This is a genomic window from Flavihumibacter petaseus NBRC 106054 (assembly GCF_000974785.1).
Classification (GTDB): Bacteria; Bacteroidota; Bacteroidia; order Chitinophagales; family Chitinophagaceae; genus Flavihumibacter; species Flavihumibacter petaseus.
This window is the reverse complement of record NZ_BBWV01000001.1, coordinates 641,205-665,271: the sequence shown is the minus strand read 5'-3', so window position 1 is coordinate 665,271 and position 24,067 is coordinate 641,205. Positions and strand designations below refer to the sequence as shown.

Annotated in this window: 21 protein-coding genes; 13 read left to right on the top strand and 8 right to left on the bottom strand. The window is 48.9% G+C overall.

Features of this window, described 5'->3' with window-relative positions:
- Window positions 1-102 precede the first annotated feature (102 nt).
- Window positions 103-2,466, top strand: a complete 2,364-nt coding sequence (locus tag FPE01S_RS02805) for an ABC transporter permease (protein WP_046367384.1) — start codon at window positions 103-105, stop codon at window positions 2,464-2,466.
- Here the strand turns inward: FPE01S_RS02805 and FPE01S_RS02800 are convergent.
- Both FPE01S_RS02800 and FPE01S_RS02795 read right to left on the bottom strand, forming a co-directional pair.
- Window positions 2,412-3,023, bottom strand: coding sequence for a DinB family protein (locus tag FPE01S_RS02800; protein WP_052955463.1), 612 nt, complete (start codon window positions 3,021-3,023; stop codon window positions 2,412-2,414). The genes FPE01S_RS02805 and FPE01S_RS02800 overlap by 55 nt on opposite strands.
- 74 nt (window positions 3,024-3,097) lie before the next feature.
- Window positions 3,098-3,679, bottom strand: coding sequence for a Crp/Fnr family transcriptional regulator (locus FPE01S_RS02795; protein ID WP_046367383.1), 582 nt, complete (start codon window positions 3,677-3,679; stop codon window positions 3,098-3,100).
- Between the two features lie 60 nt (window positions 3,680-3,739).
- On the opposite strand from FPE01S_RS02795, the gene dinB reads away from it, so the two are divergent.
- The 6 genes from dinB (at window position 3,740) to FPE01S_RS02765 (ending at window position 8,227) form a co-directional block, all read left to right on the top strand.
- A complete protein-coding gene (dinB, locus tag FPE01S_RS02790) occupies window positions 3,740-4,888 on the top strand; it encodes a DNA polymerase IV (protein ID WP_245623928.1) in 1,149 nt (382 codons plus the stop codon).
- Window positions 4,889-4,947: 59 nt separating this feature from the next.
- Complete coding sequence (locus FPE01S_RS02785; protein ID WP_046367381.1) at window positions 4,948-5,586, top strand: peroxiredoxin; 639 nt, start codon at window positions 4,948-4,950, stop codon at window positions 5,584-5,586.
- 96 nt (window positions 5,587-5,682) lie between these two features.
- The gene (locus FPE01S_RS02780) at window positions 5,683-6,150 is read left to right on the top strand and encodes a hypothetical protein (protein WP_046367380.1); all 468 of its coding nucleotides are present in this window, start codon (window positions 5,683-5,685) and stop codon (window positions 6,148-6,150) included.
- 50 nt (window positions 6,151-6,200) lie between these two features.
- A complete protein-coding gene (locus FPE01S_RS02775; RefSeq protein WP_046367379.1) occupies window positions 6,201-7,499 on the top strand; it encodes a metal-dependent hydrolase family protein in 1,299 nt (432 codons plus the stop codon).
- Window positions 7,500-7,514: 15 nt separating this feature from the next.
- Complete coding sequence (locus FPE01S_RS25795) at window positions 7,515-7,835, top strand: zinc-ribbon domain-containing protein (RefSeq protein WP_072053943.1); 321 nt, start codon at window positions 7,515-7,517, stop codon at window positions 7,833-7,835.
- Window positions 7,836-7,840: 5 nt separating this feature from the next.
- Window positions 7,841-8,227 (top strand): bleomycin resistance protein, encoded by a 387-nt coding sequence (locus tag FPE01S_RS02765; protein ID WP_046368584.1) that lies wholly within the window; start codon window positions 7,841-7,843, stop codon window positions 8,225-8,227.
- Here FPE01S_RS02765 and FPE01S_RS02760 read toward each other — a convergent pair.
- The 3 genes from FPE01S_RS02760 to FPE01S_RS02750 form a co-directional block, all read right to left on the bottom strand.
- Window positions 8,210-8,644, bottom strand: coding sequence for a hypothetical protein (locus FPE01S_RS02760; RefSeq protein ID WP_046367377.1), 435 nt, complete (start codon window positions 8,642-8,644; stop codon window positions 8,210-8,212). The two genes, FPE01S_RS02765 and FPE01S_RS02760, sit on opposite strands and share 18 nt — an antisense overlap.
- Window positions 8,645-8,746: 102 nt before the next feature.
- Window positions 8,747-9,469 carry an RluA family pseudouridine synthase gene (locus FPE01S_RS02755; protein ID WP_046367376.1) on the bottom strand — a complete coding sequence of 241 codons (723 nt, stop codon included), beginning with the start codon at window positions 9,467-9,469 and terminating at the stop codon, window positions 8,747-8,749.
- Between the two features lie 12 nt (window positions 9,470-9,481).
- Entirely contained in the window at window positions 9,482-10,516 is a 1,035-nt protein-coding gene (locus FPE01S_RS02750) for a pseudouridine synthase (protein ID WP_072053942.1), read from the bottom strand.
- Between the two features lie 116 nt (window positions 10,517-10,632).
- On the opposite strand from FPE01S_RS02750, the gene FPE01S_RS02740 reads away from it, so the two are divergent.
- Window positions 10,633-11,055 (top strand): lipocalin family protein, encoded by a 423-nt coding sequence (locus FPE01S_RS02740; RefSeq protein ID WP_169749123.1) that lies wholly within the window; start codon window positions 10,633-10,635, stop codon window positions 11,053-11,055.
- Window position 11,056: 1 nt separating this feature from the next.
- On the opposite strand, the gene FPE01S_RS02735 is transcribed toward FPE01S_RS02740, so the two are convergent.
- Window positions 11,057-11,611: an RNA polymerase sigma factor gene (locus tag FPE01S_RS02735; RefSeq protein WP_046367373.1), complete on the bottom strand. Its 555-nt coding sequence runs from the start codon at window positions 11,609-11,611 to the stop codon at window positions 11,057-11,059.
- A 98-nt stretch (window positions 11,612-11,709) separates the two neighbouring features.
- Here FPE01S_RS02735 and FPE01S_RS02730 point away from each other — a divergent pair, with 98 nt between their 5' ends.
- From FPE01S_RS02730 to FPE01S_RS02715, 4 genes are all read left to right on the top strand, one after another.
- Entirely contained in the window at window positions 11,710-12,714 is a 1,005-nt protein-coding gene (locus FPE01S_RS02730; RefSeq protein WP_046367372.1) for a FecR family protein, read from the top strand.
- 62 nt (window positions 12,715-12,776) lie between these two features.
- A complete protein-coding gene (locus FPE01S_RS02725; protein WP_052955462.1) occupies window positions 12,777-16,268 on the top strand; it encodes a SusC/RagA family TonB-linked outer membrane protein in 3,492 nt (1,163 codons plus the stop codon).
- A gap of 24 nt (window positions 16,269-16,292) precedes the next feature.
- The gene (locus FPE01S_RS02720; RefSeq protein ID WP_046367371.1) at window positions 16,293-17,741 is read left to right on the top strand and encodes a RagB/SusD family nutrient uptake outer membrane protein; all 1,449 of its coding nucleotides are present in this window, start codon (window positions 16,293-16,295) and stop codon (window positions 17,739-17,741) included.
- Window positions 17,742-17,763: 22 nt separating this feature from the next.
- The gene (locus FPE01S_RS02715) at window positions 17,764-21,045 is read left to right on the top strand and encodes a VCBS repeat-containing protein (RefSeq protein WP_046367370.1); all 3,282 of its coding nucleotides are present in this window, start codon (window positions 17,764-17,766) and stop codon (window positions 21,043-21,045) included.
- Between the two features lie 35 nt (window positions 21,046-21,080).
- Here FPE01S_RS02715 and FPE01S_RS02710 read toward each other — a convergent pair whose 3' ends face one another.
- Together FPE01S_RS02710 and rlmN are read right to left on the bottom strand one after the other, a co-directional pair.
- Window positions 21,081-21,614 carry a hypothetical protein gene (locus FPE01S_RS02710; protein WP_046367369.1) on the bottom strand — a complete coding sequence of 178 codons (534 nt, stop codon included), beginning with the start codon at window positions 21,612-21,614 and terminating at the stop codon, window positions 21,081-21,083.
- 90 nt (window positions 21,615-21,704) lie between these two features.
- On the bottom strand, window positions 21,705-22,748 hold the full coding sequence (rlmN, locus tag FPE01S_RS02705) for a dual-specificity RNA methyltransferase RlmN (RefSeq protein ID WP_046367368.1): 1,044 nt from the start codon (window positions 22,746-22,748) through the stop codon (window positions 21,705-21,707).
- Between the two features lie 26 nt (window positions 22,749-22,774).
- On the opposite strand from rlmN, the gene FPE01S_RS02700 reads away from it, so the two are divergent.
- A complete protein-coding gene (locus tag FPE01S_RS02700) occupies window positions 22,775-23,968 on the top strand; it encodes a thiolase family protein (protein WP_046367367.1) in 1,194 nt (397 codons plus the stop codon).
- Window positions 23,969-24,067: the final 99 nt, after the last annotated feature.

Genomic DNA, 24,067 nt, shown 5'->3' with positions numbered 1-24,067 from the left:
GGTACATCCGGACACCTTCGTAAGCAGCTAGTTGATTGACTTCAAGGCATTTACAATATCGGTAAGAGATTTGGCACATAAGATTGAACCGAAACCTTCACCATGTTTCAAAACTTCTTTCTTACCGCCTGGCGTAACCTGAAGAGGAACCGGGTATTCAGCGCGATCAATATTCTTGGCCTGAGCCTTGGCATGACTGTAGCCCTGACCATCGGGCTTTGGGTTTACCACGAATATTCCTTTGATAAATTTCTACCAGGCTACGATCAGATCTACCAGGTGCGCCGGAATTTCGACAGCAATGGTGAGATCCTGAATTTTACCACTACTTCGCTGAAGCTTGCGGACGCATTGAAACAGGTGCCGGAAATTGAGCGGGTGATTGTTTCCGACTGGATGGGCACGCATGGTCTGATGGTGGGGGACAGGAAGTTAAACTTCAGGGGTGCTGTGGCCGACGGGGAATTCCTGGAAGCATTCCGGTACCCGATGGTCAAGGGCTCACCCGGGGTGTCTTTGAAAGATGCCTATTCCATCGTTATCTCAGAATCCATGGCCAAAGCGTTTTTTGGCAGCGAGGATCCGATCAATAAGACCATTCGATATGAAAACCGTCACGATCTTAAAGTGACCGGTGTGCTGAAAGATGTTCCTGCAAATTCTACGTTCCAGTTTTCTTTCATCATTCCGCTTGCCTATATGGAACAGACCTATGACTATATGAAAGGGGCGCGGCAGTCGTTCGGGAACAACAGCTGGCAACAGTTCGTACAGTTGAAACCCGGCAGCAATCCTGCATTGGTTGCGGAGAAAGTTCGGCTAATAACAAGGTCTGAACAGGGCTATAATGCGCAGCATTCCGAAGTAGTGCTGCAACCGATGGAACGGTGGCACCTGTACAGCAAGTATGTTAACGGAAAAGACAGCGGCGGTTTCATTGAATACATCAGGATCTTTTGTATCATCGGCGTTGCCGTGTTGCTGATTGGTTGCATCAACTTTGTAAATCTCAGCACGGCACGTTCTGAGAAACGTGCCCGTGAGGTTGGCGTCCGTAAAGCGATCGGCTCTTTGCGCGGTGAACTGGTCATTCAGTTTATGCTGGAGTCGTTTTTAATGACCTTTATTGCATTTCTGCTCGCGTGCGTCCTGCTGGAACTGGCGTTACCACTCTTTAACCAGCTAGCGGGAAAATCAGTTGCAGTTCCCTATCGCGAACCGCTGTACTGGATCGCCCTGTTGGGGTTGGTACTGATCACAGCCCTCGCTGCCGGCGCGAAACCCGCGCTTTACCTGAGTGCATTCCGGCCGGTACAGGTGCTGAAAGGAAAAGTGCAACACGGTACATCTTCATCCCTTTCGAGAAAGATCCTGGTGGTAACCCAGTTCACCTGTTCCATTGCTCTCATTGTGAGCACTATCGTGATCTACAACCAGGTCCAGTTTGCGAAAAACCGGCCCACTGGTTTTGATACCAATCGCCTGATGGTCACCTGGAGCAATGGCGATATTCCCAAAAACTATACGGCACTCCGGAATGAATTGCTGCAAAGTAAGATCATCACAGATATTACCACGGCATCGAGCCCTGCAACAGAGATTTACTGGCATTCGGGAGTCGACAACTGGCCGGGTATGTACCCCAATGAAAATATTGAGATGGCTACTGTTGTGATTGGTCAGGATTATTTCAGAACCATGGGTATCAAATTCAGGGAGGGCCATGATTTTACTTCCCTGGATGATACGACCAAGGTGATCTTCAACCAAGCGGCCATGACCCAGATGCGTATCAAGGATCCGATCGGCAAATTGATCACCTGGAATGAAAAGAGATATGAAATCAGCGGTGTGATCGAGGATGCACTGATCGCCTCGCCTTTTGCAGCTGCCGAACCGATGATGTTCCTTACTGAACCAGGTACACAGGGTTGCCTGATTTACCGGCTGGCAGACAAGGTGCCAGCTGCAACGGCGATCAGCAAGCTAACGGCGATCTTTAACCGCTACAATCCCTCTTTCTCGTATGATTATAGTTTCGCTGATCATGACTATGCTCAAAAGTTTAATCTTGAACAGATGATCGGCAAGTTGTCGGGCATTTTCGCCTTGCTGGCAATTTGTATCTCTTGCCTGGGACTGTTCGGGCTCGCAGCCTATATGGCCGAGCAACGCAACAAGGAGATCGGGATCAGGAAAGTATTGGGTGCCTCAGTGGGACAGGTGTGGATGCTGCTTTCCAAAGATTTTGCCATACTGGTTTTCATCAGTATTTTGATCAGCACACCGGTTGCCTGGTATTTCCTGCAGCACTGGTTATCGGGATATGATTACCGCGTAACAATAGGAGCGGAAGTGTTTATCATCGCAGGTATACTGGCATTGCTCATTACCCTTGCTACAGTAAGTTTTCAATCTGTCAGGGCAGCGCTTGCCAATCCGGTATCAAGCCTGAAAGATGAGTGATAGCGGCCGAGCAGGTTTTCAATCTGGATCCAGTGCCGTTCGTTGTGTGCTGTAATAAAGGCCAGCGTGTCTCCCAGTTGTAACCGGATAAACGGTGCGATGGAAATGGGGATACGGATAGCGGATATATCGTGACTTTCAGATAGCTGGATCAGGTGAATGAATTTTCTTTGCCAGCGCAGGAACTCACCAAGTACCACTTCGGCCGTCAGGTCGGGCGAAGGAGAATGGTTCTTCATAGCCTTCATCTTATTCGCCACTTTTCCGCATTTAGGTGCCATCGTCCTCGTGAACCATCCACCCAGCCATCCCGGCTGGAAATGTTGTCTTGCAGGACGGTTCGAAGCGAGTATGCGGACCTCCATCAGGGGGATGTAGTACCGGTAATACGTGTTCAGGTGTTCGATCACCTGGAGGGTATTCCATCTGCCGGCACCATCATTCACTTCAAGAAGATCCTTCGGCGTGTGCGTTGAAATCTGGTTGATCTGTTCGAGCAGGAAGATTGAAGCACCTTTCAGGCCGTTCAGGAATTCGGAGGACAAACTTGCTTTCATGTTCTTTTAATTTACACAAAACTACTTGTCACATTCGGGGTGATTCTTGGTCTGCGCCAAGATTTTCATGGAGGTCAGGGCAGCTTGATACTGCCCAGCAATTTACTGAAAGTGGTCGGATCGATCCCCAGGTAGGAGGCGAGGTATTTGTGCGGAATGATCTGCAGGATATGCGGGCTGCGGCGCAGTAAGACCCTGAATTTTTCTTCAGCAGTGTATACCATCAGCTCAATCTGCCGTTCCAGGATGCCGGACGTTGTATAGCAAAGTGTGCGATACATGGCTTCAGCCAGTGATGCATGTTTTTTGCGTAAGGCTTCCACTTCAGTAAAGGGTGCCCGCAGAAAGCTGCTGGCCGTTATCGTCTCGAGGTAGTATTTGCTCGGCCGCTGCAGCAGAAAGCTGTCGATGATTCCTGAGAAAGATGCCGGGTAAGTAAATACAACAGTTGCTTCTTTGTCGCCATGCAGGTGAAAACCTCTCTGAACACCTTCTATCACCCAGTACAGGTACTTTTCAGTTTCACCGGCAGCTGTCAGTATTTCTTTTCGCTTGTACCGGACAGGTGACCAGATTGCGCTGAATGCCGTCCATGCTTCAGCGTCAATGGGGTGAATGGCATTTAATTGTTTGTAAAGGGCTTCCAGTGGATCCATGGCGTTGGGAGGAAGGTTAAATATACTGCATTTCGCCCGCCGGCAATGTATCTTCGGTGTATGGCCAGGCGACTTATAGCGCATTTTGATCTTGATGCATTTTTCGTATCGGTGGAGTGCCTGCTCCAGCCTGCATTGCAAGGCATACCACTGGTGGTGGGTGGTGACAGTGACCGGTCTGTTGTGGCCGCCTGCAGCTATGAAGCCAGGAAATTCGGCATTCATTCCGCCATGCCGATGAAAAAGGCAAAATCGCTTTGTCCCGGCCTGACGATCATACCGGGAACGAGGAATGCCTACAGTCACTATTCAAGGCTGGTGACAGAAATTATTGCCGCAGATGCGCCCGTTTTTGAGAAAGCCTCCATCGATGAGTTTTACATTGACCTCACGGGAATGGACAGGTTCTTTCAGCCTTTCGAATGGACAATTGCACTTCGGCAGAAGATTATCAATAAGACCGGGCTGCCGATATCGTTCGGTATGGGCACCAATAAGATGATTGCCAAGATTGCTACTGATGCTGTCAAACCCAATGGCTATCTTTTTGTGCAGCCCGGCGAAGAAAACCAGTTCCTTGATCCCATGCAGGCCAGCAAGATACCCGGCGTCGGCGAACAGACCTTTCGACAGTTGCTGCAGCTTGGTATTGAGACAATCTATGAACTGCGTACCGCCAATCCGGAATTATTACGGAAGTATCTCGGCAAATGGGGTACAGAACTCTGGCAAAAAGCTAACGGGATTCACAATGGTGTGGTAGCGCCCTACCAGGAGGCAAAATCGGTTTCCACTGAAAACACTTTTGAACAGGATCAGCGGGACCTGGAATTCCTGATGGCAGAACTGACCCGGATGACCGAGCGGATTGGGTATGAACTGCGGCAGGACAATCAAATGGCCGGTTGCGTAACCGTCAAGATCCGCTACCCGGATTTTGAAACAACCAGCCGGCAGGCCAGTATCCCCTACACTTTTTATGACGATGAACTGCTGACCCAGGCCAGGCTTTTATTCGGGCAGCTTTACCGGAAAGGGGAGCCCGTACGGCTGCTGGGGGTGCGTGCCAGTGAGCTGACCGGTGATGCCCTGCAGACCCACCTGTTTGAGGACAGAAACCGGAAATCCGACCTGTACAGGGCAATTGACGATGTCAAAAACAAGTTCGGGAAGTCCGCTATTCAGAAAGCCGGGGGAAGAAAATCTTAAACCCTATTAGTTTTATAGGAATTTCTTATATTAGCCGTCCATTCGATAAAAACAATACTATGAGTTTACGTCTTGGCGACGCGGCGCCCAATTTCAAAGCCGTTACAACTGAAGGTGAAATAGATTTTTATGAGTATCTCGGAAACAGCTGGGGGATCTTGTTTTCCCACCCTGCAGATTATACACCTGTATGTACAACAGAACTCGGAAAAACAGCCAAACTGAAACAGGAATTTGAGAAGCGTAATGTGAAAGTACTGGCGGTGAGCGTTGATCCGCTTGACAAACACCTGGGATGGCGGAATGACATCAATGAAACACAGCAATGCACAGTTGATTTTCCCATCATTGCAGACGATAAGCGTGAAGTAGCCGACCTGTATGGCATGATCCACCCGAATTCATCCGAGAATTTTACCGTGAGGTCCTTGTTCGTGATCGGGCCCGATAAGAAAGTGAAGCTGATGATCACTTATCCCGCATCTACCGGTAGAAATTTCTTTGAAGTACTGCGTGTAATCGACTCTTTGCAACTTACTGCCAACTACAGTGTTGCTACGCCGGCTGACTGGAAGGCAGGAGAAGATGTGATTGTTGTACCTGCAGTAAGCACAGAAGATGCGATCAAGAAATTTCCGAAAGGAGTTAAGGTAGTAAAACCTTACCTGCGTTATACGCCACAACCGAATGTTGACTGATCTGTAACGGGGAAATGCTGCCCCTTCAGACTATTTTAACTTTTGACGGCATCACGCGGTATCATTTTGGTTACGCCAAACCAAAATGTATCGTGTATGAAAGCAAAATCACTGACCTACCTGATGTTAGTCGGCGTAACAGCAGGAATGATCGCATGCAGCAAGGAAGATTCCAATTCGGCGCCTGCACCGGAGGAGCTCGGCAACACGGAAATCACGCTGGTGAACGATACCAGCGGATCTGACCTGGCAGCCGGTTCAGTTAAGATCACAGAGCTGGCAGACGGAAATGCTTCGTTGCAGCTTAGCCTGGATACAGCGTTTCGGGATAGTGCGTTAAGTTATCCGGCGGCGATCGTAGCGTATGACACTACGCTGCAACGGGATTCTGTGTACGCAAACCTTGGCCTGGTGGATGGCACAACGGGTATGGTTACCGTAAACCCGATCATCTGGGGTCCCACCAATCAGCCGATCACCTATGATTCGCTCCTTTCCCTGACCGGATATCGTGTACGCGTGGGAGTGGACTCACTGGTTGAAGCTGAAGGAACCATTCAATAGGATTTATCGCAAAAGGTTAGTATTTTTCGAAAACTAACCTTTTGCTTTTTATGAGGAACTGGCTCTTCTCCTGCCTTGCACTCATCTTTTCGACTACTATATTGCAGGCACAAAAAACCCTTATTTATTGCGGTCATCTGATTGATGTGAAAGCCGGAAAAGTGCTTTCACAAATGACCATTACCGTTGAGAAGAACAAGGTAACCGGCGTCAGCACAGGTTATGTTGCTGCATCGCCGGGCGACAAGGTGATCGATCTCAAATCGATGACCGTGATGCCCGGCCTTATCGACATGCATGTGCACATGGAAAGTGAAACCAAAAAAGGAGGCGCTTCGGACCGCTTTGTGCTGAACCCGCCTGAGGTAGCTTTCGGTGCAGTCAAGTATGCCCGGACAACCTTGTACAGCGGCTTTACGACGGTTCGTGATCTTGGTGGCAGCGGGATAAACATTGCGATGCGGAATGCTATCGCCAAAGGAGATATCATTGGTCCGCGGATCTACACTGCCGGAAAGGCAATAGCCACAACTGGCGGTCATGCGGATCCCACGAATAATTACCGGAAAGACCTGATGGGAGATCCCGGCCCTTATGAAGGGGTGATCAATGGCCCCCAGGATGCCTATCATGCGGTACGGCAACGCTACAAGGATGGTTCGGATCTCATCAAAATTACAGCTACCGGAGGTGTACTTAGTCAGGCAAAGGATGGCGCGAATGCGCAGTTCACGGAAGAAGAGATCAGGGCAATTGTGTCTGCTGCAAAAGACTATGGTTTCAAGGTAGCGGCGCATGCACACGGGGCTGAAGGCATCAAGCGGGCGATCAGGGGCGGCGTGAATTCCATCGAACATGGAACATTTATGGATGATGAAGGAATTGCCCTGATGAAACAATACGGCACTTATTATGTGCCGACGATTATTGCCGGAAAATCAACCGCGGACAGCGCAAAGATACCCGGGTACTATACTGATATCGTTACACCCAAGGCACTGGCAACGGGTCCGCAGATCCAGGCCACGTTTGCAAAGGCTTACAAAGCCGGTGTAAAAATTGCCTTTGGCACTGACGCCGGAGTATATGCGCATGGCAAAAACTGGCTGGAATTCCAGTATATGACGGAAGCGGGCATGCCGATGATGGAAGCATTACAGGCAGCAACAGTAGCGGCTGCAGATTTGCTTGGTGCCTCCGCAACCATCGGGTCCATTGAGACGGGAAAACTGGCAGATATCATCGCTGTGGACGGTGATCCCCTGAAAGAAATTGCGGCAATGAGCAGGGTCCGGTTCGTGATGAAAGATGGTACGGTCTTTAAAAGCGAAAGTAATACCCAACCATAAACCAACACTTCAACCATGATCATCTATGGCTGGCGGAACACCGAAACCGCCGTTGATACCGTACCGGGGAGCTGCCCGTCCTGTAACAGTCATCGTAATTTTGAGATCCATGTCTTTCAGCGCTACGCGCATGTATACTGGATACCCTTTTTCCCGATCGGTAAAACGGGAGTCGCTCAATGCAACCATTGCCAGGCTACCTACAAACCAAAGCAGATGCCGGAAGGCATCAGGTTGTCTTACCAGGATCTGAAGACAACTGCCAAACTTCCCCTCTGGACTTTGACAGGAGCTGCTGTAATTGCGGCGATTGTGATCTATGCTTCTGTTACCTGATGCCGATGAAAAATAAATTCGAATCATTACGTCCCCTTATCCGCACCAGGCAACTGGACGAAACCATTCAGTTCTATGAGACTGTGCTGGGTTTCCGTTTAGGGGAAAAGAATGAAGATTGGGGATGGGCCGCATTATTTCGCGGAGACGTTGAGATCATGCTGGCCCGTCCCAATGATCATCTTCCATTTGAGAAGCCTGTATTTACCGGCAGTTTCTATATTCTTGTCAGTGATGTCGAAGCTTTATGGCAAGAAGTTAAGGATAAGGCAACGGTGGTGTACCCGATTGAATCTTTCGAATGGGGAATGCGTGAATTTGCGATCTGTGACAACAATGGGTACATGTTGCAGTTCGGCCAGGATATCCCGGTTTCAGGCAAGTGTGAGTAGGATAATACTGTTTGGTAACTCTTTAGGAATATATACGAGCTGAACTGATTCCTGCCCCCCGGCAATTTTTCGGAGTTGTTCAACAGTGATTGCCATGCCGTCTTTTGCTGCCCCTTCATCAAATGCCCATTCGTACAATTTGCGGTTTGACTGATCTACCAATGCGATTGCCGCTTTACGGCCCAGCGTTCCGCAATAGCTTGACCTGATCACCAGTTCATCCGAAGGTGCCAGCTTGTTCAGGTGAATTGTTTTCACCGGATCTTTTTGTCCATAATGGCGTTCGGCGGCTGGCTGCCCTTTCAGTGTAACCGTAACCTGGATGCCGCCCAAGGGCCTGGTAAAACCGGAGATTCCGGCAAGCAGGGTAACCAGCGCTACCAGCCAGCCTGCTTTTCTTAATGTCGCGATGTTCATACTGCATTGTTTTGAATGATAAGAATACCCAAAACAACGATTTCAGCAGGGCGACAGAAAAAGCGTTTGACAACTGAATACGAATCCTTGACGTCCGGCAGTTCAGCGTGCTATTTCCTGTTTACCCAGTTGTTGCAGGACAGCTTTAAGGTCTTTAGGCAGTGGTGCTTCAATGGAGACAATTTCGCCGCCGGGAGCTTCGAATACAAGTTTTGAAGCATGTAAAGCAAGCCGGGCCAGAAGCGGTTTTTCCTCGAGCTCGTTTTTGCCCAGCTTGTAATTCTTTTTAAGTGCGGAAAGGAACACCGGCTGGCCATCGCCATATACCGGATCACAGGCGATCGGATGACCGAAGTGTTTCATATGCACACGGATCTGGTGTGTGCGGCCGGTCATGATCCGGAATTCCATCCAGGAAAACTGTGGAAATGCCTGTAAAAGGCGGTATGCAGTAAGGGAAGGTTTGCCTTTCCTGACAACGGTCATTACGCCTTTTTTGGAAGGATGTTCTCCGATTGCTTCGTCGATCAATCCTTCTTCACTATAGACCCTCCCGGTAACGAGGCCATGGTAATATTTTTCTGTTGTACGGGCTTCAAATTGCTGTGACAAATAGCGGTGGGCATTTTCGTTCTTCGCAAAAATGATCACCCCGCTGGTATCGCGATCGAGTCGGTGAACTGTAAAGATCTGGCCAAACTGCCGGATCAGCATATCCTTCAGTGATACTGCAGACTGCTCACGGTCCGGAATGGATAATACGCCAGCCGGTTTATTCAGGATAATGTAATCCGCTGTTTCTTTTAAAACTTCTGGTGCTTTCATACCGGGCAGCGATTAGTGGTTAAAATGTTTTAAGAGACGTAATTCCTTATCTGTAAGGAAACGCCATTTTCCCCGGTTCACATTCTTTTTGGTAAGGCCGGCGTACATAACCCGGTCAAGGCTTTTTACATCATATTTGAGGTGTTCAAAGATCCTGCGTACGATGCGGTTACGGCCGCTGTGGATCTCTATGCCGATGATGGTTTTATCGCGGGGATCGGCATAACCCAGCGCGTCGGGTATGATCACGCCGTCTTCCAGCGTAATGCCGTTTGCAATGGCGTCAAAATCTGCCTTGGTAAGCGGCTTGTCGAGTCTCACTTCGTATATTTTCCGCACCTGGTTTTTAGGGTGCGAAAGCGATTGTGCCATTTCACCATCGTTGGTCAGCAACAGCACACCACTGGTATTCCGGTCGAGCCTTCCGATCGGATAGACCCTTTCAGTGGTAGCGGTTTTAATCAGATCCAGAACCGTTTTCCGGCCGTGCGGATCATCTGTGGTGGTGAGAAAGTCCTTTGGCTTATTGAGCAGGATATAAACAAAGTTGCGGGTTGGGGTAATTTTCTTACCGTTGACCTTAACCGTGTCTTTAGTAGTGACTTTGAATCCTGGTTCGGTAATGGTTTTGCCATTCACTTCCACCACACCGGTCTTTACCATTGCAGCTGCATCGCGTCTTGCACAGACACCGGCATGGGCAATGAATTTGTTCAGTGGCATTAATCCGGCTGCAGCTGTATTTTCCTTTTCAGGTTGATCCTGCGCACCGGAACGGGCTGGTTTGCTTTCGGCTACCCCTTTCCGGGTGATTGTTTTGCGGGGTCCGGTTTCTTTTTCAGCGGTTGTAGCGGGTTTTGCCCTGCCTGCCGGCGTACTGGGTTTCTGACTATCCCGGGCTGATATTCCCCTGGAAGCCGATTTTTTGGCGGCCATCTCCCTGGAAATCTCTTTTTTAAACTCCCTTTTCTCCTTGCGGTGGGACTCCTTTACAGTACCAGCCTTCTTCTTGTTGGCGAATTTTTCGAACCCGGTGGGCTTCTTCATGATGATTTATTTGCTGTTTTGCAACAGGATGAACCACAAAGGTAAGATTTTTGCTGTGTCAGGTGGAAATGCGCAACCGGAGCGGGTTTTCCACCGTTATTCAAAAAAAACAGTTCATGAAACGACTATCTGGCATTTTTATCATAGCCGGGCTATTGCTGATTCTGGGTTCCTGCCATAAATCTGATGATTCAACTGTAAGTGAGCAGACCTCGATCCTGACGTCGGGCAATTGGAAAATTGTACATTTTGAAGAAGACGGGGTGGATGAGACCACAGACTTTAGCGGTTACACCTTTATGTTTCATGATGACGGAACTGCCATGGCCACCCGAAACAGTAATACCACCAACGGCAGTTTTACCTTCCAGCATGACGATGACCGCGATAAACTCCTGTTGTTTTTAGGAAGTGCCGATCCGCTGGAAGAACTGAATGAAGACTGGCAGATACTTGAATTAAACGAAAATCGTATACGTCTGGAACACACCAGTGGAGGAGACGGCAGCCAGGATTTTGTAACTTTTGAAAAGATATAACTTACGCAAGCAAATAAAGGAAGTGAAAATTTTCCCGCAAGGCTTTTATTGATTTGAAAACGAGGTTCGTGGCTGCCTGCGGGCTGATCGCCATCAATTCACTGATTTCCGCATAACTTAATTGTGAGTAATAGCGCAGGTACAATGCCTCCTGCTGTCGGGGGCTCAGTTTGTTCATTTCCCTGAGCAATTTATTCCTCAGTTCCGATTGTTCCTCCTGCTGAACCAGCGCCGCCTCATAGCTGAATTCAGCTGGCATCTCAATACTCCCGCTTATTCCCATCGTTTGTACCTCTTTTCTCAGCGCCCTGTAAATTTTGTATTTCAGCGCCTTCATGAGGTACGCTTTACCCGACAGCGTGGGACTGACCCGTGACCTGTTTTTCCAAAGCTCCAGGAACAGGTCCTGGATGCAATCGTCTACCATGGCCTTATCCATGGCAATTTTAAACCCGTAACGGAACAGGTCCTTATGGTGCAATAAAAAAATGGCTTCCAACGCAAAATCGTCGCCTTCCCTTAACCGCTGCCATAGTGTTAAACTTTCGTCTGACATGGCTGAAATGGAGTTGTTACAAATAAATGAAAATAATCTGAACAGAATGATTATATCGGGCCGATTCCTGACACTATATTATCAAATGTCATTTTTGGATGAATGAAAAGGATTTAACGCCGGAAGATCTTGCTGCCGATGAAACTTTTATTGCCTGGTTTATGAAGTCGGATGCTTATCATGTTCAGTACTGGGACACCTGGATAAGGGAGCATCCTGCGGCCATAGACGTGGTAGCCAGGGCAAGGCAATTGCTGGAAGAGCTGGTAGGCAAAGGTGACCCTGTCAGTGATGCGCACACGCTGCAGGCACGTGACCGGCTCAGGTCAGCGCTTAATCAACAGCGTACCGTGATCCCTTCCTGGTCGCGTTTGCGTATCCGGCAATGGGCTGCTGCAGCAGCCATTGCGGGGTTGTTATTGCTGAGTGTTCCCTTCCTGCTGTCCAAAACCCGTGTGGAGGTCAGGACAGACTTTGCTGAAACAAGATCAGTTGTGTTGCCGGACGGGAGCCAGGTTACTTTGAATGCCAATAGCCGGTTGAACTGGAAACGAGATTGGGGCAAGGGTTCACAGCGAGAGGTTTGGCTGGAAGGGGAGGGATTCTTCTCTGTCAGGCATACCGTCGACAATTCCAGGTTTATAGTGCATTCACAGGATATCAATGTGGAAGTATTGGGAACAGAGTTTAACCTGCAGCAACGGCGAAACAAGACAACTGTGGTTTTGCATACGGGCAAGGTCAGGTTAACAGAAGTGAATACCGGCGAAAACAAACCTGTGATCATGGCGCCCGGTGACCTGGTTGAATATGACGGTCCCAGTCATAAACTCAGCCGGAAGGTGGTGGAGACAGAAATTTATTCCGCCTGGAAAGAAGGGAAGATGTCATTTGTCAATGCCGATTTTAAGGAGATCACGGAGGTACTGGAAGAAAACTACGGTTTGAAAGTAGTGATGAAAGATCTCAGGCTTTCCGGGCAACAATTCAACGGTGTTTACCCGACCAATAACCTGCAGGTGCTCCTGGCCGCACTCAGCAAAACCTATGATCTGGAAATCCAATTGAACGACAGGGAAATCATCTTCCGTACAAAAAAATAACCGGCGTTATTTTCATCAACATCCCCAAAACATCTGCTTTTTTAACGAATCAAACTGCCATCATGAAAAAATTGATCTACTGCCTGCAGGTTATCCTGCTTGCAGCCTGGATATTGTTTGTCCCGCTGCGGGGGGCGGCTCAGTCGCTCGCGTCTGCCCATAAAGCCCCCGGCGGATTATTGCAGGGGAAAAAATCAATGAAGTCACTTTCTGCGTTGCTCGGTGACCTGGAGAAAAAATATAAGGTCACATTCTCCTTTGACAGGAATACCATAAAGGACAAAAAGGTGGGTCTTTATTCGCAACGCTTTACCGTGCTGGAAGATGAGCTGCATTATGTATTGCAGCCATTGCAGCTAACCTTTGAAAAAGTAGGCGACAGGATCTACCTGATACTGACTGAGAAAAAACAAGTGGCCTGGGCAGAAACTGCCCCACTAGCCCAGCCGTCTCCCGAAATCGCCATCATCAGCGAAAACGGCCAGGCGGATGCGGAGAAAACAGTACACGGCATTAACGACGAGATCCGGATCAACGGCAGGGTGATTGCGTCCGGTGGAGAGGGATTGCCGAATGTAAATGTCGTGTACAAAGGATCTTCAATTGGAACCACTACCGATATGAACGGCGGTTTTTCACTTGACATTCCTGACCGTAAAGGGACTTTGGTATTTACACTTGTCGGTTATAATTCCCGCGAGGTACAGATCGGAAATGAGTCAGTGATCAATATTACCATGGATGCTGAGTTCAAAACCATCGGTGAGGTGGTGGTGGTGGGTTATGGTACCCAGCGGAAAAAGGATTTAACAGGTTCAGTGGCTACCATAAACGGAAAAGACCTGAACAAAATGGCGGTAGCCAGCGTAGATCAGGCGTTGCAGGGAAAATTGCCGGGTGTTCTGGTTACGACCAACTCGGGCGAACCCGGTGGTGGTATGACCGTTCGGGTAAGGGGTATCGGTGGCTTTGGCAATAGCGAGCCATTGTATGTAATTGATGGAGTTATTATTACTTACAATAGCAGTGATGCTGCGACCAACCCGTTGGCGACGCTGAATATGTCAGACATTGAATCACTCAACGTACTGAAAGATGCATCTGCCTGTGCCATTTATGGTGCCCGTGCCGGCAATGGCGTGGTGCTGATCACTACTAAAAGAGGCAAGACAGGGAAGGCAAGGATCAATGGTGAAATGTATTATGGTGTTCAGTCCATTGCTCACAAGATTGACATGATGAATGCGAAGGAATTTGCTGCATTCAGCAATGAGTCACGCATCAATGGCAATTCACCGGTTTATGATGAATTTGCAAACCCTGAATCACTGGGCGAAGGGACCGACTGGCAGGATCAGATTTTTCAGAAGGCACCCATGAGCAACTACCAGTTGTCTATTTCCGGCGGTGGGGATAAAAATCAATATTTTATTTCCGGTGGTTACCAGAAGCAGGACGGTGTGATCAAAGGATCGGCATTTGACCGTTATTCCCTGCGGACCAACCTTGACAATCAGATACTGCCGTGGCTGAAAATGGGAACCAGCCTTAACCTCAGCCGCACAGGCAGCAATTCACTGACCTCGGTGAACAATAACGACAAATATGATGGTGTAGTTGCGATAGCACTGCGTCGCTCTCCTACACTGGGTGTTTACAACCCGGATGGCAGCTGGGCGGGTACACCAGCGGCGGGCAATAACTTTCTTGGGCAAATTCCCAATCCGCTTCGTATCGCCACTGAATTGTACAACCCGATCGAGAGGATTCGCGGTTTGGGGAACCTGTATTTCGATATACGGCTGATGCGTGACCTGGTATTCAGAACGAGCCTTGGCATTGATTATGTACTGTCCAATTCAAATGGTTTCCAAAAACTGGTGACCGAGGAATCAGTTGCTGACCTGTCGCGTTCTGCTTATGCCAGCAAGGGAACCAACAGCAATATCCTTTCTGAAAATACATTGAACTACAAGCATATTTTCGGAAAGAAGCACAATGTAGATGCGCTGGTGGGTTATACCGCGCAGAAGTCGACTTATGAAAGCGTATATGCTTTTTCGGAAAATCATCTTAATGATGTGCTGACTACAGTGGATGCAGGATCATCGATAGGACGACTGGCTTCAGGAAATAAAACGGTTACCAGTTACCTGAGCTTTCTGGGAAGGATCAATTACGCGTACGACAACAAATACCTGGTCACTGCCAATATCCGCCGGGATGGTGCATCTGTATTCAGCGCTGCGAACAAGTATGCTGTTTTTCCTTCATTTTCTGCAGGCTGGAGACTGTCGAATGAAAATTTCTTTGCGCCTGTCAGGATCGTAAGCAACTTCATGCTCCGCGGAAGCTGGGGACAAACCGGTATTGATGGTAGTCTTGGTGTAGGCGCCGAATATGCCAACATGGGAACCGGGTACCTCTACAATTTTGGTGGCGTGCCGGTAAACGGAATGGTTCAGAACAGCATTGCCAATTCAGCACTTCGCTGGGAAACTGTAACCCAGACCGATTTGGGTTTTGATCTTGGGTTGCTGGATAACCGCGTGAACGTGACCGTTGATTATTTCCGGAAAGAATATTCCGATATGATAGAGCAACGCCCTGTTCCCAGTTATTTCGGTATTTGGGATGGTCCATGGGCGGGTGGATCGATAACCATGCCCACTAATGGTGCTACCGTTGAAAACAAGGGTTTTGAATTTGCAGTGAATTATGAGAATCAATCACTGAAAGGAGATTTCCGGTATTCACTGGGTGTTAACCTGACTACTTTTTCCAATAAGGTCACAAACCTGAAATCCCCTACTATGGGCGGACCAGCCGGCGTGAATACTTCGCAGGGTAATCTGACGCGGACAGAGGAGGGACATTCTGTTGGTGAATTTTACGGATTTATTGTGGATGGCATTTTTCAGAACCAGGATGAGGTGGACAAGGCAGAAGCTGTTGCTTCCGCCAATACCGCTCCCGGAGACTACAGGTTTCGGGATGTTAACGGCGATAAAAAGATAGATGACAAGGACAAGACCTTTATCGGAAGTCCGATTCCGGATTATATGTATGGTATCGTAGGCGACCTGTCCTACAAACAGTTCGACCTGAACTTTTCCTTCCAGGGCGTAGCCGGTAACCAGATTGTGAATGTGAATAAATTCATTACAGAAGCAACATCCGGAGTAGAAAATAAGAGCAAGACCATGTTAAACCGCTGGACGCCGCAAAATCCTTCCAGTCAATACGCCAGGGCCATCTATAATGACCCGAACGGGAATGACCGTTTCTCCACCCGTCATGTGGAAGACGGATCGTTTTTCCGTTTGCGGAGCCTGCAACTGGGATATAAATTGCCATCTGCACTGATCAACCGGATTTCGCTGTCGATGGTCCGGGTGTATGTGTCCGCACAGAATGTGTTCACGATAACGAAGTATTCCGGATACAACCCTGATATCGGTTCCCAGAAGCAATCCAACGCCAGCAGCGGCCTTGACAATACGATTTACCCGCAAAGCCGCAGTATCGTTGGTGGCATCCAGGTTAGTTTCTAAATCATTCACCTTCAGAAAAAGTATATGAAAAATATAACCTCAATATTATTGGCAGGTGCTGTGCTCCTTGCATCAGGATGTTCCCGTGATTTTCTTGAGCGGCCGCCGCTGAACCAGGTTTCAGCCGCTACCTACTGGGAAACTGATCAGGCTGCTATCATGGGCGTCAGTGCAGTTTATGATGCGCTTCAGGTGGATCGTGGTTATCGGTTAGGCGTGATGATGTTCGGCGATGTAGCCGCTGACGATATGGCTTGTTACGATCCGGGTTGGTTCGTGGATCTTGATACCTACACCGTAAATTCACAGGACCAGCAGGTGCTCGGGTCCTGGAGAGCGTGGTGGGCGGGGATAGCGCGGGCCAATACCGCCATTGCAAGGATCCCCGGCATCGATATGGATGAATCCCTAAAGACACGGCTGGTAAACGAAGCCAAATTTGTCCGGGCCCTGTGCTATTTCAATGTAGTCAATATCTGGGGTGATGCGCCACTTATCACGACAGAAATGACGACAGAGCAATTGTCAGTTATCTCCCGTTCACCGAAAGAGGAACTTTGGGCGCAGATCGAAAAAGACCTGACCGATGCACAGGCCCTTCCTTTGAACTATCCTGCAAGTTCCCTCGGCAGGGCTACCAAAGGAGCTGCCATGGGATTGCTGTCAAGGGCATACCTCTACCAGGGAAAATTTGAAGCAGCCCGGGATATGGCAAAAGCTGTCATTGACCTGAACGTGTATGATCTTCATGAACTATACATCAGGAACTTTCAGACCGCATTTGAAAATGGAATTGAGTCTATTTTTGAAGTACAGTTTGTTCCCGGTACCGGCGGATGGGGCAATAATGAAGGCAACTGGACCAGTAACTATACCGGCCCCAATGCCTATGTTCCCACGGGGGGCTGGAGTATCATTGTTCCTGAGCCGGGCGACACTAAAATATATGAAGCAGGCGACCTGCGCCGGGCAGTCAACATCTTTGAAGCCGGTTCTGTTTACAGTGGAATTCCATATGATCCGGCATGGTCGCCCCAGAAGGAGACACACCTTGCAAAGTATATTGTAGGGGACGATATCATCAGCACACAGGGAATGATTGATGCCGACCGGAATATGCCCGTAATAAGGTATGCGGAGATCTTGCTGACCTATGCCGAATGCCTGAATGAAACCGGTCAGACGGCAGCTGCAGAACCTTACATCAACAAAGTAAGGGAAAGGGCCGGACTCGACCCGGTTCATGGCTTGTCCAAAGATGTTTTCAGGGATGCCGTAATTCAGGAAAGAAGAGTGGAGTTTTTTGGCGAGGGCCACAGATTTTTCGATATACGGAGGATCGGAAAATCTGATTATTATATCCGTCAGGTATTGGGCAAGGAGAATTTCGACGTTAATAAAAATCTCTATTTTCCAATTCCTGTAACGGAAATTGAATTGAATCCTAATCTTGTACAAAATCCCAACTATTAAATCTTTATCTTTTTCCCTGTTGATGGGATTACTGTTTGCCACCTGTTCAACAGGTGGCAAACCTGCTTTATTTGAACGGGTAGACGAAGAATATTCGGGTTTACATTTCAATAATCTTATTACTGCCGGTGATAGCCTTAATGCGCTGAACTTCCCCAACATATACCATGGCGCCGGTGTCGGCATTGGCGATTTTAACGGTGACGGACTTCCCGATGTATTCATGGCCGGAAATATGGTGAGCAGCAGATTGTATCTGAACCAGGGTAGTTTCCGGTTTACCGACATCACTTCACCGGCAAAGGTGGAGACAACAAAGTGGGTTAACGGGGTTTCTGTAGTCGACATTAACCAGGATGGCCGCAAGGACATCTATCTTTCCTGTATCGGGGCCAATATACTTTTTATCAATAAAGGACCCGATGCTTCCGGAATCCCGGTATTTGAAGATCAGGCTGCGGCATACGGATTAAACAATACCGCCTACAGCATGCAGGCTGCCTTTTTCGACTATGACCTGGATGGCGACCTCGATATGTATTTGCTGAACAATGGGCTGGCCTCGGCGAAGACAAACTATCTCGTACGCCCAAGGCTGTTGAAAGGTGAAAGCGAGACCACTGACCGGCTCTACAGGAGTGACGGCGATAAAACACAACCCTGTTTTACAGATGTAACGATCGCAGCAGGTCTTGGAGCAGAAGGATTTGGACTGGGCGTGGCGGTAAGCGACCTTAATCATGATGGCTACCCGGATCTGTATATTTCCAACGATTATATCAGCAACGATCTGCTGCTGATCAATAACCGGAATGGAACATTTTCTGACCGGAACAACCAATGGATAACGCAAACCAGCCTGAATGGAATGGGTGTTGATATTGCTGACGTTAACAACGATGGATGGACGGACATTGTGCAGCTGGATATGCTGCCCCTGGAAAACCAGCGAAGGAAAATGATGCTGGGCAAACCAAACTATGCGTTATTCTCCAGTCAGCGGAAGTTGAATTACCAGGCCCAGTTTGTAAAAAACTCTCTTCAACTTAACAAAGGCGTTGGGCCGGATGGGGAACTGTTTTTCAGTGAATGTGCAGAAATGGCCGGCATTGCAGCAACAGACTGGAGCTGGGCGCCATTACTGGCAGATTTTGACAACGACGGATTTCGCGATCTGTATATATCAAATGGTTACCGGCGCAACATAACTGATCTTGATTTTATTGTAAACGATTTTAAATCAAATAACAAATTCGGAACGGCGGCTTTTCGAAAAAGCACTTACAAAGTCCAACTGGAGCAATTACCGGAAATTAAAATCAGAGACAATATTTTCCGCAACAACGCCGGGGAGTTCTTCGAAGACAAAACTAACGGGTGGGGCTTTGACAGCACTTCTTTTTCCACCGGTGCAGCTTATGCGGATCTGGATAATGATGGAGATCTCGATCTTGTGGTAAATGCCATCGACGCCCCGGCCATAGTATACAGAAACACACTTAATAACAATGCTGCCGGCGAAGAAAAGAGTCATTTTTTAAGCGTTCACCTCGAAGGAGACAGCCTGAACAAACAGGGGATCGGGGCAGTTCTGACAGTATTCATTGCAGATAAAAAAATACGGCAGGAACAGTATCCAGTGAGGGGATATCTATCCAGTGTGGACGAAAAGTTGGTTATTGGCATTGGTAACCATCGGATGGTTGATTCCTGCCGCATCCGGTGGCCGGATGGAAGAACAGAATTGCGCAGCTTGCTGGCCGCGGATTCGGTCTATACCTTCCGTTACGACCAGTCCACGCTTCCTGCGATTGAAGCTGATGTCATCCGGGTGCCACTCTTTACCGACATTACAGCGAACACTGGTGTCATTTATCAACACCAGGAGGCAGACTTTTCTGATTTTGATATCAATTCACTAATCCCCTACAAGACCTCGCAGAATGGTCCCTGCTATGCTGTTGGAGATATTGATGGTGATTCACTCGAGGATGTTTTTATTGGTGGAAACACAGTAAGCTCGGCACATATTCTTTTCCAGCAGCCTGATGGAAAGTTCCGGATGACTGATCTTGGCGAAGCGGGATCCCATGAAGACCTTGCTGCCCTGTTGTTTGATGCAGATAATGACCATGACCTGGACCTGTACATCGTCAGGGGGAGTACGGAGTTCGGAAAGGGTGCTGTTGCCTTACAGGATTCTTTTTTCCTGAACGATGGCAGCGGGCACCTGGAACCGGCAAATAACAGGATTCCGGCCGAAACCAGCAATGGCGGAACGGTAGCAGCAGCAGACTATGATGGTGATGGCGATCTGGATCTGTTTGTTGGTGGAAAAAGTACACCAGGGGCATATCCGTTGGCTGACAGCAGTATGTTGCTCGAAAACCAGTCGGGATATTTTCGTCGCGCTGTTGCATCAGGACTGCCTTCCCATATGGGCATTATTAATGCGGCGGGATGGGCAGATCTGGATGGTGATGGTGATGCCGACCTGGTTACTGCCGCCGAATTTGGTCAGGTAACGGTGCATCTGAACCAACGTGGACATTTTACCTTGCCAACCGGTAACGGCCTGGCTGCCATTACGGGATGGTGGAAGTCACTCGGCATAGCAGACATAGACAACGATGGCGACATTGATATAATTGCCGGCAACCTCGGGCTGAACAGTCACTTCCGGGCGAGCAGCGACAAACCGCTTACGCTTTATGAGGCAGATCTGGATGGCAATGGCAATACCGAATCCGTTATCGGATTTTACCTGCCTGACCAGGATGGCCGGTACAGGCTTTACCCGGATGTTCCAAGGGATCAGCTGATTGCCCAGGTTCCCCTGATCCGGAAGCGTTATGAAAGGTACAGCGGGTATGCAGATGCAACACTGGATGATATTTTTGATGGCTATAGGGGAACGGTGGAAAAACTTGCTATAACTGATTTACGGTCCCTGATCTTTATCAATGATGGTAAAGGCAATTTCAGGATGACACCGTTGCCGGTTGCTGCGCAATCAGCGCCCATTTTTAAGGTATTGACCACCGACATCAACAAAGACGGATTCATTGACCTGATGGTGGGTGGTAATGATCGTAGCTGGGAAGTGCGTTATGGATTTACTACAGGAATGAACGGAATGGTGTTGTTGGGTGATGGAAAGGGAAATTTTCAGTCTTTGTCAGAACGGGAAAGCGGTTTGTTTGAGCGTGGTGATATGCGGGCGATAGCAATGGTGCAGGGTAGCGGGAAACGCCGCTATTTCATCGTAGGAATCAATCGGGGGTGCCTCAAAGTATTTGAATAAAATGGGCTGCCGCAGGCAGCCCATTGTCCACTGAATCATCGAACCGTCCTCTTAGGGTGTTTATCGTTGAATTGCTTCAGCTTTTCCTGTTGTTCAGGAGTAAGCATGGCATTTACTTCACTACGTTTGTCAGCAGAAAGTTTTTTCAGCTGTGCCAGGCGTTCCCCTTCAGCGAGGGTGCTGTTGGCCCGGATAAGTTCCGCCTGTTTCTTATGATCTTCCCGGATGCTTTTCATTTTTGCCGCCTGATCATCTGTCAGTTGCAGCGTCTCCTTCATCTTGCTGATGGAGGCTCCACGATGTTTCTGCCGGTCATTTGCCCGTTCTTTCCTTTGCTGCTCCAGTTTTGCTTTTTGTTCCGGCGTAAGGATGGCCATCATTTTTTCCTTGTGTTCCTTTTGCAGTTTGTCCAATTGCTGGCGCTGTTCCGGCGTCAGGTGTAACTGGCTGAGACCATATTCTCCCCGGGGATGATGGCCATGATGAGGCCTTTTTGATATGGTGCTATCCTGTGCCATGGCTACCTGAAAACCAGCGATTACCAGGGCTAATGCAATTATTCTTTTCATTATGCTGTTTAAGCATAAGACCAGTTATCAGCAATCGGGTTTAAGCCGAAAAGCTGTTGAAATGTTAAAGCAGGAAATAGTGCCGGATGATTATTTATTGGCTAGCTGCCCGCAGGCAGCATCGATATCCTTGCCCCGGCTCCGTCTCAACCTGACATTCACGCGGTTGCGTTCAAGGAATGCCATGAATTGCGTCACCTTGTCCTCATCCGGTTTCTGAAAATCTGCATTGTCGATCGGGTTGTACTCGATGATATTCATCAGGTCGGCAGGCACTTTCCGATACAGGTGAACGAGTTCTTCAGCGTCTTTCAGGGAATCATTGAAATCCTTGAACAGGATGTATTCGAAAGTGATTTCGTTTCCGGTCTTCTGGTAAAAATAATTGAGTGCGTCCACCAGTGATTTGATGTCATTGCTGTCGTTGATGGGCATGATCTCGTGGCGTTTGGCATCGTTGGCGGCGTGCAGGGAAAGTGCCAGTTTGAACCGCACCTGGTCGTCACCCAGCTGGCGGATCATTTTGGCAACCCCGGCAGTGGAAACGGTGATGCGGCGGGGGCTCATTCCAAGTCCGTCCGGGGAGGTTATTTTTTCGATTGCCCTGAGCACGTTTTTATAGTTCAGCAGCGGTTCACCCATCCCCATGAAAACGATATTGGTTAATTTTTTGCCATATACCGCTTCGCTCTGGCGGTTGATCAGTACTACCTCATCGTATATTTCATCAAATTCGAGGTTGCGTTTCCGGTCCATATATCCTGTTGCACAAAACTTGCAGCTCAGGGAGCAGCCGATCTGTGAGGAAACACAGGCAGTCCGCCGCTCGTCGGTAGGAATCAGCACACCTTCTACAAGGTGGCCATCTACAGTTTTGAACCTGCTTTTCAACGTGCCGTCCATGCTGTGTTGGGTAAGGTCCTCCCTTAATGCCGGAAGGGAAAACTGTTCACTGAGTTTTTGCCTCAGGTCTTTGCTGAGGTTGGTCATTTCATCGAACTGAACCACCGGTTTCAGCCATAGCCATTCATAGACCTGTCTGGCCCTGAATTTTTTCTCTCCGATAGTCGCAAAAAATGTTTCCAGCTCCTCCAGGGAAAGCTCCCTGATATTTTTCTTGTCCAGCTTCAGCATTCTGCAAAGGTCTATCTTTGGCCGTTATGAAAAAAACCTATGTGATCGATGCGGCCAGAACGCCCATCGGCCGCTATGGCGGCGGCCTGAGCAGCCAACGCCCCGATGATCTGCTTGCCCTGGTTATCCGAAAGTTACTCGATCGCAACCCCGCCGTGGACCCGGCTAAAATCGAAGACATTATCGCCGGTGCAGCCAACCAAAGCGGGGAGGATAACCGCAATGTTGCCCGCATGGCCGGACTGCTGGCCGGTCTTCCGGTAACAGTGGCGGGAAACACGGTAAACCGGCTCTGCGCCAGTGGGCTTCAGGCAATTATGGATGCGTCACGTGCACTTGCCTGCGGTGATGGCGAATTTATCGTTGCGGGGGGCGTGGAGAGCATGACGCGGGCGCCTTTTGTAATGGCAAAAGCCGACAACGCCTGGAACCGCCAGCAGGAGGTATTTGACACAACCATGGGCTGGCGTTTCGTCAATCAACGGCTGGCCAGCCTGTATCATCCTTATACAATGGGGGAAACCGCCGAAAATGTGGCGGAACAATGGCAGATTAGCCGCGCGGACCAGGACAAATTTGCCCTTGAGAGCCAGCGCCGCTATGCGGAAGCCCAGGTTGAAGGGCGCTTTCGCAATGAATTAATCCCCGTTCCCGTAACCATCAACCGGGAAGCGACGATGGTCACGAAAGATGAACATCCGCGGGAAACGACACTGGAGAAACTGGCGGCATTAAAGCCGGCTTTTAAGAAAGAAGGCACTGTTACTGCAGGTAACAGCAGCGGCATCAACGACGGCGCCGCCGCAGCAATCCTGGCAGGAGAGGATGCCGTTCAGGCTTACAAACTTAAACCGCTGGCCTCCATTGTCAGTATGGCTGTTGCAGGGGTAGATCCATCTGTAATGGGTGTTGGCCCGGTTCCTGCTGTCCATAAAGCGTTACAACGCGCAAAACTTTCCATCCGGGATATTGGCCTGATTGAACTGAATGAAGCTTTTGCTTCCCAGTCACTGGCCTGCATGCGGGCGCTCGACCTGGATCCTCAAAAAGTTAACGTCAATGGCGGAGCGATCGCACTCGGTCACCCGCTTGGAGCAAGTGGTGTGCGCATTGTAGCCACGTTGTTGCACGAGATGAAACGACGGGGAGTCCGCTATGGTCTGGCAACAATGTGTGTTGGCGTAGGGCAGGGGGCGGCAGTTATTTTTGAATCCACATAGCGGCCACGATCGGTAATATCGGAAGGTGTTGTGGTAAAAAAAGAGAAATTTCAGGGAAATTGATAAATAATTGAACGGTTGTTGCAAATAAAATGAAAT